Origin of the sequence: Streptomyces sp. x-80 (assembly GCF_046549095.1) — a bacterium.
Lineage (GTDB): Bacteria > Actinomycetota > Actinomycetes > Streptomycetales > Streptomycetaceae > Streptomyces > Streptomyces celluloflavus.
The window spans coordinates 158835-175608 of sequence record NZ_JAJPWM010000006.1 but is presented as its reverse complement, the minus strand read 5'-3'; the positions used below and the strand labels follow the sequence as shown (position 1 = coordinate 175608).

At 72.1% G+C, this 16774-nt stretch carries 12 protein-coding genes; 3 read left to right on the top strand and 9 right to left on the bottom strand.

What is annotated here, in order from left to right; all coding sequences use genetic code 11:
* Window positions 1–83: 83 nt before the first annotated feature.
* From ACLJWH_RS13820 to ACLJWH_RS13810, 3 genes are all read right to left on the bottom strand, one after another.
* Window positions 84–1127 (bottom strand): methyltransferase, encoded by a 1044-nt coding sequence (locus ACLJWH_RS13820; protein ID WP_411141950.1) that lies wholly within the window; start codon window positions 1125–1127, stop codon window positions 84–86.
* 948 nt (window positions 1128–2075) lie between these two features.
* A complete protein-coding gene (locus ACLJWH_RS13815; protein WP_411141949.1) occupies window positions 2076–2540 on the bottom strand; it encodes a group II truncated hemoglobin in 465 nt (154 codons plus the stop codon).
* A gap of 293 nt (window positions 2541–2833) precedes the next feature.
* Complete coding sequence (locus tag ACLJWH_RS13810; RefSeq protein WP_411141948.1) at window positions 2834–3523, bottom strand: helix-turn-helix domain-containing protein; 690 nt, start codon at window positions 3521–3523, stop codon at window positions 2834–2836.
* A gap of 419 nt (window positions 3524–3942) precedes the next feature.
* On the opposite strand from ACLJWH_RS13810, the gene ACLJWH_RS13805 reads away from it, so the two are divergent.
* Window positions 3943–5199, top strand: a complete 1257-nt coding sequence (locus tag ACLJWH_RS13805; RefSeq protein ID WP_411141947.1) for a Cmx/CmrA family chloramphenicol efflux MFS transporter — start codon at window positions 3943–3945, stop codon at window positions 5197–5199.
* Between the two features lie 416 nt (window positions 5200–5615).
* Here the strand turns inward: ACLJWH_RS13805 and ACLJWH_RS13800 are convergent, their stop codons facing one another.
* Window positions 5616–6029 (bottom strand): SsgA family sporulation/cell division regulator, encoded by a 414-nt coding sequence (locus tag ACLJWH_RS13800; RefSeq protein ID WP_411141946.1) that lies wholly within the window; start codon window positions 6027–6029, stop codon window positions 5616–5618.
* Window positions 6030–6269: 240 nt separating this feature from the next.
* On the opposite strand from ACLJWH_RS13800, the gene ACLJWH_RS13795 reads away from it, so the two are divergent.
* Window positions 6270–7862 (top strand): sigma factor, encoded by a 1593-nt coding sequence (locus tag ACLJWH_RS13795; protein WP_411141945.1) that lies wholly within the window; start codon window positions 6270–6272, stop codon window positions 7860–7862.
* A 96-nt stretch (window positions 7863–7958) separates the two neighbouring features.
* Here the strand turns inward: ACLJWH_RS13795 and narI are convergent, their stop codons facing one another.
* From narI to ACLJWH_RS13775, 4 genes are read right to left on the bottom strand one after another with little or no spacing between them, the layout of a single operon-like run.
* Window positions 7959–8693 carry a respiratory nitrate reductase subunit gamma gene (narI, locus tag ACLJWH_RS13790; protein ID WP_411141944.1) on the bottom strand — a complete coding sequence of 245 codons (735 nt, stop codon included), beginning with the start codon at window positions 8691–8693 and terminating at the stop codon, window positions 7959–7961.
* Window positions 8690–9367, bottom strand: coding sequence for a nitrate reductase molybdenum cofactor assembly chaperone (gene narJ / locus ACLJWH_RS13785; protein ID WP_411141943.1), 678 nt, complete (start codon window positions 9365–9367; stop codon window positions 8690–8692). The genes narI and narJ overlap by 4 nt, the downstream gene beginning before the upstream one ends.
* Window positions 9364–11004: a nitrate reductase subunit beta gene (gene narH, locus ACLJWH_RS13780; RefSeq protein WP_411141942.1), complete on the bottom strand. Its 1641-nt coding sequence runs from the start codon at window positions 11002–11004 to the stop codon at window positions 9364–9366. Before narH ends, narJ begins: the two co-directional genes overlap by 4 nt.
* Complete coding sequence (locus tag ACLJWH_RS13775) at window positions 11004–14711, bottom strand: nitrate reductase subunit alpha (RefSeq protein WP_411142209.1); 3708 nt, start codon at window positions 14709–14711, stop codon at window positions 11004–11006. Before ACLJWH_RS13775 ends, narH begins: the two co-directional genes overlap by 1 nt.
* 201 nt (window positions 14712–14912) lie before the next feature.
* Here ACLJWH_RS13775 and ACLJWH_RS13770 point away from each other — a divergent pair, with 201 nt between their 5' ends.
* Window positions 14913–15671 (top strand): helix-turn-helix transcriptional regulator, encoded by a 759-nt coding sequence (locus ACLJWH_RS13770; RefSeq protein WP_411141941.1) that lies wholly within the window; start codon window positions 14913–14915, stop codon window positions 15669–15671.
* A 497-nt stretch (window positions 15672–16168) separates the two neighbouring features.
* On the opposite strand, the gene ACLJWH_RS13765 is transcribed toward ACLJWH_RS13770, so the two are convergent.
* On the bottom strand, window positions 16169–16675 hold the full coding sequence (locus tag ACLJWH_RS13765; protein WP_411141940.1) for a MarR family winged helix-turn-helix transcriptional regulator: 507 nt from the start codon (window positions 16673–16675) through the stop codon (window positions 16169–16171).
* Window positions 16676–16774 lie beyond the last annotated feature (99 nt).

Here is a 16774-nt window from a genome sequence, read left to right as displayed (position 1 = left end):
CGGCCTACGGGGGCCGGACGTCGCGGTACGCCGCCGCGGCCGCCATCGCGGCGGCCCCGGCGGCGTACCCCGCGGCGAACGGGTCAGACCGGCGCGATCTCGATGACGCTGAGACCGACATGGGACGGCAGCGGCACCACCTTGGTGACGGCGAGTCCGGCCTGCGCGCACAGCTGGTCGAAATCGGCGCGCGTGCGTTCCTTCCCGCCGACGAGTACCAGCATCTGAAGGTCCTTGATGTAGGGGTCCAGCCCCACGGTGTCCGGGGTCACCAGCTCGGGCAGCACGACATCGATGATCAGCAGCCGGCTCTCCGCGGACATCGCCGCACGGCAGTTGCGCAGGATGGCGGCCGCGCGCTCGTCGTTCCAGTTGTGGATGACGCTCTTGATCACGTACAGATCCGAGCCCGCCGGTACGGCGTCGAAGAAGTCCCCGGTGGCGACCGCGCACCGCCCGTCCAGCCCCGCGGCCTTGAGGGTGCCGGCGGCCTGGGCGGCCCCCTCGACGGTTTCGAAGATCACGCCGTTCAGCCCGGGATGGCGTTCCAGGATCGCGGTGATCAGCGTGCCGTCGCCGCCGCCGATGTCGGTCACCGTGGTGAACGGGCCGAAGTCGAAGTGCTCGACCACCGTGTCGGCCGTTTCGCGGCTCTCCTCGCTCATGGCCGCGTTGAACAGCGCCGTCAGTTCCGGTTCATCGGCGAGATATTCGTAGAGCGGCCTGCCGAAGTGCTCGTCGAAGGCGGTGCGCCCGGTGCGGATGCTGTCCTCCAGACGGGTCCAGGGGCGCAGCGTCTGCGGTGCGGTGTGGAACCGCGCGAAGTCGTACAGGGAGCCCGGGTGCTCCTTGCGCAGCAGGGACCCGACGTCGGTGAGCGCGAACCTCCCCGGGGCACGTTCCTCACACAGTCCCAGACTCGCGAGCGCCCGGAGCAGCCGGTTCATCTGCTCCGGGGCGATCTCGTACCGCCGGGCGAGATCGGTGGCGTCCGACTCGCCCTCCCCGATCGCGTCGGGGAGATCCATCCTGGCCGCCAGGCTCACGACCTCGGTGATCCTCGAACCGAACAGCCGCCGCATCAGCGTCCGGCGTGCCTTGAGCTGTGCCGCGTTCCATTCCGCCATTTCTGGCACCTCTGGTCCTCTCGATGTCCGTGCTGTGCTGGTCTCGGGCTCCGGCGCGGACGGCGGCAGCCACTGGCCCCGTACCGGTCAGCCGAGTTCGCGGCTGCCGATGGTGTACACGTGCTCCGGCCGGGCCCTGGGGGCCCGCCCCTCGGCCGGGCGGCTGGATGCAGCGGGCTGAGCGGGACGGGAGCACGGCGGCCGGCACCGCTACCTGCTCGGGCCGGTTCTCCGGAACCGGCCCGGCCCTTCGCCACCACGCCCGTGGCGGTCAGCAGCTCGTCGACGGCGCGCGCGTGGCGGCGCAACCGGCCTCAGGTCCACGACCTGCCGTCGTGCTCGACGGCCGCCGCCTCGTCCGGAGCCTCGCGCGACGGCTGGGCGAGGCGGTCCTGTAACCCCACCGTGCCCCCGCTCGCCGGCGCGACGCCCGGCCGCGTGTCAGCTACGTGATCGGATTCACGCACCCTGAAGTGAACTCATGGGAAAACGCCGGGAGTTCGGCGGCCGAAGGATGTCCGCGGAGCCGGTCCTGGTGCCTCTCCCGGCAGGCTCTGCCCCGTCGGGCCGCCCAGCACGCACGCTCGCCGCGGTGGCCAGAAGTCCTGGTAGCTCCGGTACAAGGACTTCCGGCCGCCTCGCGATCGCACGCACCGGACGACGCTCCTCACGGGGCGGACACTGCCGGTCACGGCACTGGCGTGCGCGAGGGCCGGCCCGTGACGTGCGTACTCGGCGCACCGCGCGGAGCGCCGTCGCCCGCGCAACGCCCCGCGCGGCTGCCCGATGTCCGTCCGGTGCGGTGTCCGGGCACGGCGGGCCCGCCGGACGAGCCGTCGCCCGGCGCCGCACCGTGCCCGCGGTCCCGCCCGTCCTCACCTCGACGTCGTACACCGGCGCCCCCGGCCCGGCCGTCCCGTCGTCGGTGAGGCACGGGACCGGCGGAGCTCAGTCGGTGCCGGGGGGCGCCTCACCCCAGCCCCAGGTCTTGATGGTTTCCCGGGTGGCCGGCTTCGCGTCCAGCTGCGAATTGGCCATGGCGCGGCGCGAGCCGAATTCCACATAGCCCACGAACGCGGACCGGAATTCGGCGTCGGTGGGCACTCCGACGTGGTCGGCGGCCTCCATGAAGAGTTTTACCCAGCGCTCCCGCTGCTCCGGCCGGATGCCCCGGCCGCGGTGCCGGGAGAGCATATGCGGAAAACCGCCGTGCCCCTCGGTATAGGCTTCCGGCCCGCCGAAGACCTCGCCGAGCCAGACCGCGACATGCTGGGGGTGGTCATCCGCCATGCGGGCGAAAAGCGGGGCGAGTATCTCGTCCTCGCGGACCCGCCGGTAGAACTCCTCGGTCAGCCGCTCCAGCCGCTCCGCGCCGCCGATCCATTCGTACATGGTGGGAACCGTGTCCGTCATCGTGCCACCTCCGATTGGCCATCCGTTGTCCACGACGCAAACCCGGTTCGGGTGGCGGCGAGGTACACCGCCCGGCGGGCGCTCGCTGTCCCGGGACAGCAGCTCCGTGCGCGGCGCGAGGCGGTTCATGGTCGTTGTGCCGTTGTCCTCGCCAGAACATAGAAGCGACGGACGGCGGCCTCAATACGGTGCCGCCGAAGGGATGACCGAAGGATTGCCTCCGCTGCGCCGGGAACCGGGCAGGTCCGCAGGCCGGCCGCGGGGTCAGCGGCAGGCCGGGAATCGACGCCGCGTCAGTGGCCATGGCTGTGACTGTGGCTGTGGCCGGGACTGTGATGGTGGTTGTGGTCGTGGCCGTGCCCATGGCCCGGTTCACGGCCCGTCTCATGGCCGGACTTGTGGCGCCGGTGGGGCCTGGCGCGGACATGCATGCGTTCGCCCTGCCGGCCGAAGAGGCTGAGGAGTTCGACGGCGCCGTTCCCGGTGCTGCCGAACCAGTGCGGCAGCCGGGTGTCGAACTCGGCGGCCTCACCGGCGTCCAGGACCAGATCGTGATCGGCCAGGATCAGCCGCAGGCGTCCGGAGAGGACGTAGACCCACTCATAGCCTTCATGGGTGCACACCTCGGGCGTGCTCTGGGTCTCCGGGATCACCATTTTGAAGGTCTGGAGCGGGCCGGGCTGCCGGGTCAGGGGCAGGACCATGTTGCCGTTCACCTGCTTGGCGGCGAGGCGGATACGGGGGTCGCCGACCTCGGGGGCGCCGACGAGTTCGTCGAGGGGGACCTGGTGGGCCTGGGCGATGGGCAGCAGGAGTTCCAGGCTGGGGCGGCGCTGGCCGGATTCCAGCCGGGACAGGGTGCTCTTGGAGATACCGGTGGCCTCGGACAGCGCCGCCAGTGTGACGCTGCGCTGGGTGCGCAGCCGCTTGAGGCGGGGGCCGACTTCGGTCAGGGCCTGGGCGATGGCAGGAGAGTGTTCCACCCGCCCATTGCACCGCGCCTGTCCCGGAAACAGCAATAAATATCGTCGTGGACTTGCCACCGACAGCACTCTGCGGTCGGAGAGGAGCGCGATGAGTGGGACAGCTGCGGAATCCGGACGCGTCGTCGTGGCCGGCGCGGGCCCGGCCGCTCCGCACGCCGCGCCGGCAGTGCTCCCGCGGGGACGGGCCGGCGGGCCGGGACCGCCGCGTACGTCGTGGCTCTGACCGGCCGTCGGACGGACCGGCGCCCCCGGTGCCCCGGTCGCCGTGCCGTGCCCCTCGGCTGTCGCGCACCCCGTGCGACAGCACCCCGGTCGCTTCCCGCCACCCGGTCCGACAGTAGGCCCCGGACCGCCCCGCCCCGTATCCACAGCCCCTGTCCGGCACCGCACCGACAAGACAAGGGAGAGACCCTGTCATGCCCTCAGCACCCGGAGACAGTGTGGACGAGCAGCACACAGCGCAACGCGGGATACCCGTAGCGGTCTACCTGCTCGGCCTGAGCCTCTTCGCCATGGGCACCTCGGAGTTCCTGATCGTCGGAGTGCTGTCGGACATCGCGGGTGACCTCCGGGTGTCGCTGCCGACGGCCGGCACCCTGATCTCCGCGTTCGCGGTCGGCGTGCTGCTGGGCGCCCCGCCGCTGGCGGTGCTGACCCTGCGGTGGCCCCCGCGCACCACCCTGCTGGTCTGCCAGACGCTCTTCGTCGTCGCCATCGCGTTCGGCCTGCTCATGCCCGGGTACGGGGCGCTGCTGGCCGCCCGCGCGGTCAGCGGAGTGGCGTACGCCGGATTCTGGGCGGCCGCGTCGGCGACCGCGATCCGCATGGTCCCGCCGGACCGCACCGCCAGGGCGCTGTCGGTGGTGGTCACCGGGCTGAGCCTGGCCATGGTCGCCGGCGGTCCGGCCGGCACGCTGATCGGTGAACACTCCGGATGGCGCGCGGGGTTCTGGGCGGTGGCCGCGCTGACCGCGGCGACCGCGATCGCGGTGCGGCTGACGACGCCCGGCACCGACCGCGGCCAGGACGCGGCTCCCGACCGGGGCGCCGAGCTGCGCGCGATGGCCCGGCCCAGGCTCTGGGTGGCCTACGGCAACACCATGCTGACCACTGCGGCGTACATGGTGTCGTTCAGCTACCTGGGCGCGCTGCTGACCGACAGCGGCGGGCTGCCCGCCGGCTGGGTACCGGCCGTACTGTCGCTGTTCGGGACCGGCGCCTTCGCCGGGCTGACCATCGGCGGGCGGACCTCGGACCGGCACCCCTTCCCGACGCTGTACGCCGGGATCCTCGGCATGGCCGTCGTCTCCGTCGCACTGGCCCTGCTGGGCAGCCACCTGGCGGCCACGATCCCGCTGGTGTTCCTGCTCGGACTGACCGGATTCCTTGTCAACCCGCCGGTGCTCTCCCGGGTGTTCACGATCGCGGTCGGCGCGCCGACCCTGGCCGGGGCGGCGAACGTCTCGGCGATGCAGCTGGGGATCACGGTGGCACCGCTGCTGGGCGGCCTGGCGATCGGCGCCGGCCTCGGGCTCCCCTCGGTCGGCTGGGTGGGTGCCGCGCTCGGACTGGTCTCGCTCGGCGCGGCGCTGACCGACGCCCGGCTGGACCGCCGCGCGGGCGCACAGCCGGCCGCCGCCACGTCGGCCGCGCCCGCCGGGCAGGCGGGCTGACCGGCCCGAGCGCGACGGCCGGGCGGCCGCTGCCGCTCGCCCTCGCACAACCGACAACGGACGTATGCGGCTTCGGGTTCCCCGCCCGGCGGACTCCACCGGGCGGGGAACCGGTCCCGCACCGGCTGTGCGCCATGACCAGCCGGCGGCCCGTCCAGGCGCCCCGCCGCCGGCCGTCCCCGTCTCCTGCCCGCCCCTCCCAGCGCCGCCTTCCGCCGCCGCACCGGCAGCCGCGTCCGCGCCACGGGCGCGCCAGTGCCCCTCCCGGCGAGCTCTGCCCCGTCGCGCCGCCAGCACGCACGCTCGCCGCGTCGGCCGAGAGCCCTGGTAGCTCCGCTGCAAGGATTTCCGGCCGCCTTGCGACCGCACGCACCGGACGACGCTCCGCACGGGGCAGACATCGCCGGTCATGGCACCTAGGCGCCGCGCAGCAGGGCGGCGAGATCGCCGTCCACATCGAGGTGGTGCATTTCGCCGCCTTTCGGGACGAGTTCGTACGACCGGGCCAGGAAGTGCCAGAGGTCCCGCGTGCCGAACTGCACCATCGCCACCCCGTCGGCGGTGTGGAACTCCAGCATCGTGGCGTCCGGGCCGCACGGCCAGATGTGGACATCGCCGGTCCCGGACGGCTCGCGCAGCCCCGCCTCCAGCAGGTCGCGGGCGAAGGACCACTCCGCCTCCGCCCCGTCCAGTGACGCGATGGGGGGAAACACCACGCGCACCGCGAACGGGTCGGTGCGGTCGTAGCGCAGGGCCGCCGGGATCATCCGCGACCGTGGTGCGGTCGCGATGAGGCGGGCGTGGACGGCTTGGTCGATGGCGGTGGACATCGCCGGCTCCCTTGCATTCGGTGCGGATCCTTTCCCCTATGACCACTATGACGACCGAGGCATTACGCCAGAGCACCGGATTCCAGCGTGACCTGTGTCACGCAACTTTGAATGAGAGAATATGACCTCCTTACGCTTGCGAAACCCAAGCAATGCGCCGATGGTCCAGTGGTCCGGGCCGTGCTCTCCGTGAGGTGCGGAGCCGGACCGCCGGGGTGATATATCAGGGGTTGTGCCGCCATGTCAGATGTCGTGCCCGATGCCGCCGTTGTGGCTTGTGAGGAGTCGGCGGCGGACGCCTACGCCGCGCTCTACGAACAGGAGCACCCGCGTCTGGTCGGCTATGCCCGCTCACTGACCTCGAACGCCTGGCTGGCCGAAGACCTCGTCGCCGAGGCCCATTTCCGCGTCTGGCGACGGATCCAGGGCGGCCACCGCATCGACAACGTCCCGGCGTATCTGCGCACCACCATCCGCCACCTCGCCACCACGGTCGGCGCCGACGCCGCCCGCGAGATCCCGCGCGACCCGGAGGGCGGCCACGCCTGGCCCGAGGCCACCGAATCCGCCCCGGGCGCCGACCCGATGCAGCGCATCGCCTATGTCGATCTGCTCGCCAGGGTTCTCGGCCAACTGCCGCAGCGCTGGGTGAAGGCGCTGTGGCTGGCGGAGGCCGAGGATCAGTCGCTGGAGGCGGTCGGCAAGGCCATCGGCGCCGGCAAGGGCGCGACCGCGGTGCTGCTGCACCGGGCGCGCGAGGGGATGCGGCAGGCGTTCCTGCGGACGATGCCCGGTGCGCCGGACAATCCGGCGTGCGCCGCGTACTGGGAGCGGATGCCCGCGTTCGTCCGGGGCGAGGCCACCGACAAACAGGCCGGTGACGTCGACAGCCATCTCCTGGACTGCCCGGACTGCCACGGCAGGATGACGCTGCTGGCCCACGCCAACCACCGGTTGCCGGCGCTCACCGGCCCCGCGCTGCTGGTGTTCCTGACGAGCGGTTCGGCGAAGTTCCTGCTGGCGCTGGCCGGTACCGGGGCCGCCGCCGCGGGCTCGGGCACACCCCCGTCCGGGGGCGGCGCGCTCAAGGTGGCGCAGCGGTCCGTACGGCATCTGCTGCGCGGCCAGGTCCGCCAGGCCGGACCGCTCGCCGTGACGGTCGCCGGGGTCGGGGTGGTGGCGGTGGCCGGGGCGGCGGTCGCCGCGGGGCTCGCCCTGACCGGCAACGACCCGGGCGCTCCCCAGCAGCGGGCCGCGGTTCCGTCGCACGGCGGTGGCGGTGAGCCCCCGCAGCCCGCCCTGCCGGGAGGGGCGTCGGGCGGGAGAACCGGAGGCGCGCCGGGGGGCGGACCGGGCGCCGCGGCGGGCGGTGCGCAGGGAGCGGGTCCGTCGGGGGATCAGCCGCAGTCCTGGCGGAGCGAGCCGGCGCCCGCGCGTTCCGTGGCCTCCATACCGTCCCTGCCGTCGCCTCTCCTGCCGCTCGCCCCGGCCGAGCCGGGAGCGGCGGGACCGACGCCGAAGCCCTCGGCGTCCGCTCCGACGACCACGCCGACAGGCGCTCCGCCGCCCCGCCCGACGACCGACCCGACGACCGGTCCGACCACCGGCCCCACGACTGACCCGACGAGCGGCCCCACGACGGCGCCGACGGTGACGCCCCGGCCGCCGACCCCCACCCCGTCGGTTCCCACGCCCACCTTCACCCCCACGGACCCGACGCCGAGCGTCCCCGTCCCGCCCACGGACGAGCCGTCGCCCGATCCCACCTCGTCCCTGAACTGCGGCTGGCACTGGTGGGGTTCGACGCTCGTCTGGATCTGCACCTGGCAGTGAACACACGTACGCCGACCGGCACGGCCTGTGGCGGCCCTGCCGGTCGGCGTACGGTTCCCGTGCCCCCCTGCGCTTTCCCGCTCCCCCCGCGGACAACTACCGGTTGCGTCCCGACAGTTGCCGCCGCGGCGGACCCGCCGGCGTCCGGCGGCTGCGGTAGACGACGTACGGCCGGAAGAAGTACTGCACCGGGAGGGCGACGACATGCATCAGGCGGGTGAACGGTGCGAGCAGCAGCAGGCCGAAGCCCAGCAGGATGTGCACCTTGAAGGCCATCGGGGCCGCCGCCATCAGCGCCACCTCCGGCCGGAGGACGAACAGGCTCCGGAACCACACCGAGATGCCCTCCCGGTAGTCGTAGTCACCGCCGCCCACCCCGGCGATCTGGACCAGCACGGTCGCCGTCAGACCGGCCAGCATCGCGGCGATCAGCAGCGTGTACATCAGATGGTCGCTGCGCAGCGTGGACCGGCGCACCGAGGGGACGGCGAGCCGGCGGTAGACGAGGATGCCGAGGCCGGCGACCGCGCAGCCGCCCGCCAGCGTGCCCGTGACGACCGCCATCAGGTGGTACGCGTGCTCGCTCAGCCCGGCCGCGCCGGTCCACGACGCGGGGATCACGAGCCCCACGAGGTGCCCGAGGATGACGAAGAGCATGCCGTAGTGGAAGAGCGGACTGCCGATGCGCAGCAGCCGCGACTCACGGAACTGCGACGAGTGGGTGGTCCACCCGAAGCGGTCGTAACGGGCCCGCCAGACGATGGCGGTGACCATCACGACGACGGCGACATAGGGGAAGACTCCCCACAGCATCCAGTCCAGGGTGTTCATGACGTCACCTTCTGCCACAGGGCACTTGCCGGGATCGGGGCGGGCGCGAGGTCGATACCGACCAGCTCCTGCGGGGGGCCGCTGCGGGCCAGCGCCTTGGCCTCCTCGCGGGTGCGCGGGGACGGGCCGGGCAGCGTGCCGCAGACGGCCCGCAGGACGGCGGCGTACGGGGAGCCGCTCTGCTCGACCGACAGCCGCAGCAGCTCCAGTCCGGCGCGGTGCCCGTCCAGCAGCTCCGTGCCCGCCGCATCGCCCGCGAGCGCGGCGAACTCCAGCATCACCGGCAGGAAGTCGGGCAGTTCGCCGCCGAAGTCACCCGCCATGCCGTACCGCCGGTAGAAGTCCTGCACGGCGACCAGCGCCGCGCCGCGGTTGCGGGTGTCGCCCGTCGTCCACCACGTCAGATACAGGCAGCGGCGGTTGCGGCTGTCGAAGGTAGCGACGTAGTGGGCGGCCAGTTCCAGTTCCGGGGTGGCCGCGAGGTGGCCGAGAAAGGCGGGCAGGCCGGCGGCCGCCGCGTCCCCCGGGAACTCCGGCGAACCCGGCGACTGCGCGTGCGTCGGCAGCTCCGCCAACGCCTCCCGGATGAGCGGCAGCTGCTCGCGCAGGAGCCGCTCGTCCGGGTAGCACAGGCACTGTGCGGCCACCCACCTGATCAGCGCGGTCGGGGTCATACCGCACCGCCCGCGAGGCGGCCCGGCGTGCGGGGCGGGAAGAGGCCGTCCGGGCGGCCGTTGGCGTCCCAGTTGAGCAGGTTCACCTTGGCCCCCCGGCCGTCGGACACCGGGTCGGACGCGTCCCCGGGAGCGCTCTCGCAGCCGGTCGGGGCGCCCTCGCCTGGACCGATATAGGTGTCCTCCAGCCGCTGCGCGTCCGCGCGGGCCGCCGAGGGGACGACGTACCGGTCCTCGTACTTGGCTATCGCCAGCAGCCGGAACATCGCCTCCATCTGGCCGGCCGTCAGCCCGACCTGTCCGGCGATGTCCGCGTCCCGCTCGTCGCGCAGATTGACGCCCCGCATGTACGACCGCATCGCGGCCAGCCGGCGCAGCACCGAGTCCACCGCGACGGTGTCCCCGGCGGTCAGCAGCTCCGCCAGGTACTCGACGGGGATACGCAGCGACTCGATCGCGCCGAACAGGTTCCCCGCGTCCTCGCCGTCGAAGCCCGTACCGGCCAGCGCGTCCACCACCGGGGAGAGCGGCGGGATGTACCAGACCATCGGCATGGTGCGGTACTCCGGGTGCAGCGGCAACGCGACCTGGTACTCGCAGATCAGCTTGCGGACGGGGGAGTTGCGGGCCGCCTCGATCCAGTCGGGTGCGATGCCGCTGGCCTCCGCGTCCCGGACCACGTCCGGGTCGAACGGATCGAGGAAGACGTCCAGCTGCGCCGGGTACAGGTCCCGGTCGTCCGCCACCGAGGCCGCTTCCAGCACCTTGTCCGGGTCGTAGAGCATGACGCCGAGGTAGCGCATCCGCCCCACACAGGTCTCCGAGCAGACCGTCGGCTGCCCGGCCTCGATGCGCGGATAGCAGAAGGTGCACTTCTCGGCCTTGCCGGTGGCGTGGTTGAAGTAGACCTTCTTGTACGGGCAGGAGCTGACGCACATCCGCCAGCCGCGGCACTGGTCCTGTCCGACCAGCACGATGCCGTCCTCCTCGCGCTTGTACATCGCGCCGGAGGGGCAGGCCGCCACGCACGCCGGGTTGAGGCAGTGCTCGCAGATCCGCGGCAGGTAGAACATGAAGGACTGCTCGAACTCGAACCGCACCTTCGTGCCCAGCTCCCGGCGGAGCTTGGCGATGACCGGGTCCTTGTCGCCGTGCTCGCTCGCCCCGCCCAGGTCGTCGTCCCAGTTGGGGCCCCAGGTGATGGTGTCCATCGGCTTGCCGGTCAGCTGCGAGACGGGCCGTGCGGTCGGCATGTCGTCACCGGCCGGGGCGTCCAGCAGCTGCTTGTACTCGTACGTCCACGGCTCGTAGTAGTCCTCGACGCCCGGCAGGTCCGGGTTGGCGAAGAGCTTGCCGAGGCGGCCGGCCCGGCTGCCGGACCGCAGCCGCAGCCTGCCCTGCCGGGTCCGCTCCCAGCCGCCCTTCCAGCGCTCCTGGTCCTCGTAGGTACGGGGATAGCCCTGTCCCGGCCGGGTCTCGACGTTGTTGAACCAGACGTACTCGGTGCCCTCCCGATTGCTCCACACCTGCTTGCAGGTGACGGAGCAGGTGTGGCAGCCGATGCACTTGTCGAGGTTCATCACCATGGCGACCTGGGCCATGACGCGGCGCCCGGTGCGGGCCGTACGGGGGGCCATCAGTACTGCACCTCCTGCGCGCGGCGGCGGATCACGGTGACCTCGTCGCGCTGGTTTCCGGTGGGGCCCTGGTAGTTGAAACCCCAGGCGAACTGGGCGTAGCCGCCGATGAGATGGGTCGGCTTGATGACCGCGCGGGTGAGCGAGTTGTGGATACCGCCGCGTTTGCCGGTGGTCTCCGCCTTCGGCACCGCGAGCGTGCGCTCCTGGGCGTGGTACATGTACACCGTCCCGGCCGGCATCCGGTGCGAGACGATCGCCCGCGCCGTCACCACGCCGTTGCGGTTGACGGCCTCCACCCAGTCGTTGTCCCGGACACCGATCGACGCGGCGTCCTGCGGGCTCATCCACACCGACTGGCCGCCGCGGGCCAGCGTCGCGATGTGCTGGTTGTCCTGGTAGGAGGAGTGGATCGCCCACTTGTTGTGCGGGGTCAGATAGCGGACCGTGACGCCCCGTTCGTCGACCGTGCCGACGGCCGGCTCCCCGTACAGGCTCGTCATGTTCAGCGGCGGCTTGTACGTCGGCATCGCCTCGCCCGCCTCGTGCATCCAGTCGTGATCCACGAAGAAGTGCTGCCGGCCGGTCAGGGTGTGCCAGGGCTTGAGGTGTTCGGTGTTGACCGTGAAGGCGGTGTAGCGCCGCCCGCCGGCCTCACTGCCCGACCACTCCGGCGAGGTGATCACCGGCACCGGGCGCGACTGGGTGTCCTGGAACGAGATCTGCCTGCCCTCGGCCTCCGCCGCCAGATGCGCCATCTCCTGGCCGGTCTGCTTCTCCAGCTGCCGGAAACCGTGGGTGGCGACCCGGCCGTTGGTGGTACCGGACAGCTTCAGGATGGCCTCGCAGGCGCGCTGCGCGGTGTCGAGCCGCGGCCGCCCGTCGGCGACCCCGCCGCGTACCGTGCCGTTCAGCCGTCCCAGCGTCCCGACCTCGGGCGTCACGTTGTACGTGACCGCTTTCTGGGTCACCCCCAGGGTGTCGACGAGCGGGCCCAGCGCGGCCATCTTCTCGCCCACCGCCGTGTAGTCGCGCTCGACGACCGTCAGCTTCGGCATCGTCCGGCCGGGCACCGGCGCGCAGTCGCCCGCCCGCCAGTCCAGGGCCACCCCGCCCGGCTGGGCGGTCTCGTCCACCGTGTCGTGCTGCAACGCGGTCGCCACCAGATCCCGCCGGGTGTCCAGCCGCCCCTTCGCCAACTCGCTGAACTTCTGCGCCAGTTCATGGAAGATGTCGAAGTCCGGCTTGGTCTGCCAGGGCGGGTCCACGGCCGGGGTGAAGGCGTGGACGAACGGATGCATATCGGTCGAGGACAGATCGTGCTTCTCGTACCATGTCGCGGCCGGCAGCACGATGTCCGACAACAGGGTCGTCGAGGTCATCCGGAAGTCCAGCGAGACCAGCAGATCCAGCTTGCCCTCGGCGCCCTCGCGCCACTTCACGTCCCGCGGCCGGCAGTCCGCCGGGGCCGCCCCGCCCTGCACCTGGCTGTCGGTGCCCAGCAGATGCTTGAGGAAGTACTCGTTGCCCTTGCTGGACGAGCCGAAGAGGTTCGCCCGCCAGACGGTCATCACCCGGGGCCAGTTCTCCGGCGCGTCCGGGTCCTCACCGGCGAACCCCAGCCGCCCGTCCCGGAGCTGGTCCACCGTGTACGCCACCGGGTCCACACCCGCGGCGTCCGCCTCGGCCACCAGATCCAGCGGATTGCGGTCGAAGGTCGGATAGGACGGCATCCAGCCCATCCGGGTCGCCGCCGCCAGACAGTCCGCCGGCGACATACCGTCCAGCCGCCCCTCGCCCAGCGGCGACGCCAGCTTCTCGGCCCGGAACGGGTCGTAACGCCACTGGTCGGTGTGGAGATAGAACCAGCCCGTGCCGATCATCTGACGCGGCGGCCGCTGCCAGTCGCCCGCCGACGCGAGGGTGGCCCAGCCGGTGGCCGGCCGGCACTTCTCCTGCCCGACGTAGTGCGCCCAGCCGCCGCCGTTACGGCCCTGGCAGCCGGTCATCGTCAGCAGCGCCAGGAAGCCGCGGTAGGCCGTCTCCGCGTGGAACCACTGGTTGGTCCCCGCGCCCAGCAGGATCATGCAGCGGCCCCTGGACTCCTCGGCCGTGGTCGCGAACTCCCGCGCGATCCGCTCGGCCTGGGCCGCCGGCACGGAGGTGTGCTGCTCCTGCCACGCCGGGGTACCGACCTGCCCGGCGTCGTCATAGCCGGTGGGCCACTCACCCGGCAGCCCCAGCTCATCGCGCCCGACCCCGTACTGGGCCAGCAGCAGGTCGTAGACCGTGCACACCGGCGGGCCGTCCGCGGACAGCCGCTGTACGGGCACACCGCGGCGCAGGACACCGGTGGAGCCGCCGGACAGATCGAAGCGGGGCAGCAGCACCTCGGCGGTGGTGTGCGCACCGTCCGCGACGGACAGCCGGGGGGTGACCCCGCCCAGGTCGAGATTCCAGTCACCCCGGTCGGTGGGCTTGCCGTCGGCGCCCCAGCGGTGGCCGAGGGTGCCGTTGGGCACGAAGACCTCGCCGGTCGCGTCGTCGATCAGCAGCGTCTTCCAGCGGTCCCGCGGGTCGCCGGACGCGCCCCGGTCGTCCGCACCGCCCAGATCGGCCGCGGTGGCGAACTTGTCCGGGACGTACGCCCCGTCCTTCTCGCGCAGCGTCACCAGGAACGGCATATCGGAGTACGTGCGCACGTACTCGTCGAAGAACGGCACCCGCCGCTCGACGAAGAACTCCTTGAGGACGACATGGCCCATCGCCAGCGCCAGCGCGCCGTCGGTCCCCGGGTGCGGATGCACCCACTCATCGGCGATCTTGGTGTTGTCGGCGTAGTCCGGCGACACCGCGACGACCTTCTGGCCCCGGTAACGGGCCTCGGTCACCCAGTGCGCGTCCGGCGTACGCGTGACCGGGACGTTCGCGCCCCACATCATCAGATACGCCGCGTCCCACCAGTCGCCCGACTCCGGGACGTCCGTCTGGTCGCCGAAGACCTGCGGCGAGGCGATCGGCAGATCGGCGTACCAGTCGTAGAACGACAGCATCGAACCGCCGATGAGCGACATGAAACGGGCCCCGGCGGCGTGCGACGCCATCGACATGGCCGGGATCGGCGAGAATCCGGCGATCCGGTCCGGACCGTGCTCGGCGATGGCGTGCACATGCGCGGCGGCCGCGATCTCCAGCACCTCGGACCAACTCGCCCGCACCAGACCGCCCTTGCCGCGCGCCTTCTGGAACCGCCGGCGACGGGCCGGATCACCCATGATGTCGGCCCACGCCGCCACGGGGTCGTCGCCCAGCCGCTGCTTGGCCTCCCGGTACATCTCCAGCAGCACCCCGCGCACATGCGGGTAGCGGACGCGGGTGGGGGAGTAGCAGTACCAGGAGAACGCCGCGCCGCGGGGGCAGCCGCGGGGCTCGTACTCCGGGCGGTCCGGGCCGACCGACGGGTAATCGGTGTCCTGGGTCTCCCAGGTGATCACGCCGTCCTTCACATAGACCTGCCAGCGGCAGGAGCCCGTGCAATTGACGCCGTGCGTGGTGGAGACGACCTTGTCGAAACTCCAGCGGTCCCGGTAGAAGACGTCTCCGTCCCGCCCGCCCTTGTGGTGCACCGTGCGCAGATCGCCGGATACCTCACCGCCGGAGAAAAACCGGCCGGCCTTCAGCAGTGCCGCGCCGGCCGGAGTGGCCATCGACGGTTTACCGGACTCTTCGTGACTCATCCGCGCCTCCTCATAAACCCGCTGGGTCCACGAAAAGGCTACCGGGAAATTTCCGGCAGTCGGCCCGGCCCCGATTTTATCGATTCAATCGAGGGGACTTTGGTCCCGGCTGCTCGGGATCTAGTACCCGGCTTTTTGTGGCACCGCCTCTTCTATTGTGGAGTCGTGCATGTGGCAGCAGAGATGGATATGCGAGAAGGCGCCCTCCCCTCGGCGGACCCGCGGCTGCGGCTCCTGGAGGTGCTGCGGACCGGCGGCCGGCCGTACGCGGTCGTCCAGCTCGCCGACGCCTCGGAGCTGACCCCGGCCACCGTGCGCTACCACCTCGCCCGCCTGGAGCGGGACGGCCTCGTCCGCCGGGAGCCGGAACGGCCCACCGGTCGCGGCCGCCCGCGCCTCGTCTACCGTCTGACGGCCGGCACCGAGGGGTTCGGCCCCGGTGCCGCGGTCGTCCCCGAACCGGGCGTCTACCGCGGCTTCACCCGCGCCCTCGCCGAGGCCGCCACGGACCGCTCGGCCGCCGACCCGCGCACCGCCGCCCGCGCGGCGGGCCGCGCCTGGGCACGGCGCGTGATGGCGGACGGCGAGGTCGAGCCGGGCGACGGCACCGCGCAGGACCGCGCCATCGCGGTCGCCACCCGCGCCGGTTTCCGGCCCCTGCCCGACGGGCCCGAGGGCGGGGTCGGCCAGGTGCGCTTCCGCGAGTGCCCGGTACTGGATGTCGCGTTGCAGTTCCCCCACATCGTCTGCATGATTCACGAAGGCCGCCTCGACGAACTGTGCGGCAGCGCCGTCGACGTCCGCATCCGTCCTTTCTGCGCGCCGGGCGTCTGTGCGGCGGAATTCCACAACGTGAGTGTTGCGGAAAGCGTGGATGTGGTGGGAAGCGCGGATGGTGCGGAATCTGTGGTGGGTGATTCCGCAGGGTGATGCCGGGGGTCTCCGGCGGCCGTGGTAATTCGCGGATATTTCGTGTGGGTGTGCAGTCGGGGCGGTGGCTTGGGCGGCCATTTCGGTGGCTATTTCGCTGTTCGGGCTGCCGGTCATGTTATTGCTCAGGGTGCCGGTCATTCCACCGTTGATTTCGGTGTTGATTCCGGTGGGTCATTTCCTTGGTCTGCCGTCTGCCGTCTGCCGTCTGCCGTGCTCTGCGCTCCGTGGCTCCGTCTTCTGTGCTCCGTCAGGCGCTGCGCCCGGGGTCCGGCCTGGGACCGGCTTCCCGCGCATGGGCTCCGGTCTGAACCAGTGCCTGGTCTCCTCCGGCAGCCGCCGCCCGCCCGATGGCCATACGCCGCACCGGACCACCCGGACCACCCGGACCACCTGACCGCGGGGCACCCGGGCCACCGGCCCCGGCCCGGGTGCCCGGCGCCGGCCCGGACACCGGCCTCGCCCCGGCCGCAGAACCCGTCCTGGCTCCCCGCCCCTCAGTCCAGCAGGCTGCCGAGCCGTCCCTCCAGGACGACCAGCAACTCACCGAGCGCATCGGAGAGTTCGCCCTGCCGCTGGTCGCCGATACCGTCGAGCAGGGCGGCCTCGTACCGCAGCTGTTCGGGCAGCAGCTGGTCGATGGCCGCGCGGCCCTCGTCGGTGAGGGAGAGGTGCGTGACGCGGCGGTCCCGGTCGTCCGGCCGACGGGCGATCAGCCCGCGCGCCTCCAGCTGCCGTACCCGCTTGGTCACCGCGGCCCCCGAGGCGAAGGTTTCGCGGGCGATCCGGCCCGGCGTCAGCTCGCGGTCCATCCGGCGCAGCGTGCCGAGGATGTCGAATTCGGGGCGGGTCAGCCCGGCCCGCCGCAGCGGGGCGTCGGACGCCTGCTGGAGCAGCGCGGAGCAGCGGTTGAGCCGTCCGATCACCGCCATCGGGCCGGTGTCCAGCCCGGGGTGCACCTGCTGCCACTGGCGCAGCACCCCTGCGACGATGTCCTCGGTCACCCGCACTCTCCTCTCGGCCACTGCCACTTCCCTGGACGTATGACGCCCGGCCCACGGCGACCGGGCGGTGACGACCGGCGGATGACGGCCGGTGTACGG

What these genes read in the sequence shown, in the direction of transcription:
- ACLJWH_RS13820 (WP_411141950.1), bottom strand. Translation starts at nt 1,127, where the DNA reads ATGGCGGAATGGAACGCGGCACAGCTCAAGGCACGCCGGACGCTGATG.
- ACLJWH_RS13815 (WP_411141949.1), bottom strand. Translation starts at nt 2,540, where the DNA reads ATGACGGACACGGTTCCCACCATGTACGAATGGATCGGCGGCGCGGAG.
- ACLJWH_RS13805 (WP_411141947.1), top strand. Translation starts at nt 3,943, where the DNA reads ATGCCCTCAGCACCCGGAGACAGTGTGGACGAGCAGCACACAGCGCAA.
- ACLJWH_RS13800 (WP_411141946.1), bottom strand. Translation starts at nt 6,029, where the DNA reads ATGTCCACCGCCATCGACCAAGCCGTCCACGCCCGCCTCATCGCGACC.
- ACLJWH_RS13795 (WP_411141945.1), top strand. Translation starts at nt 6,270, where the DNA reads ATGTCAGATGTCGTGCCCGATGCCGCCGTTGTGGCTTGTGAGGAGTCG.
- narI (WP_411141944.1), bottom strand. Translation starts at nt 8,693, where the DNA reads ATGAACACCCTGGACTGGATGCTGTGGGGAGTCTTCCCCTATGTCGCC.
- narJ (WP_411141943.1), bottom strand. Translation starts at nt 9,367, where the DNA reads ATGACCCCGACCGCGCTGATCAGGTGGGTGGCCGCACAGTGCCTGTGC.
- narH (WP_411141942.1), bottom strand. Translation starts at nt 11,004, where the DNA reads ATGGCCCCCCGTACGGCCCGCACCGGGCGCCGCGTCATGGCCCAGGTC.
- ACLJWH_RS13775 (WP_411142209.1), bottom strand. Translation starts at nt 14,711, where the DNA reads ATGGCCACTCCGGCCGGCGCGGCACTGCTGAAGGCCGGCCGGTTTTTC.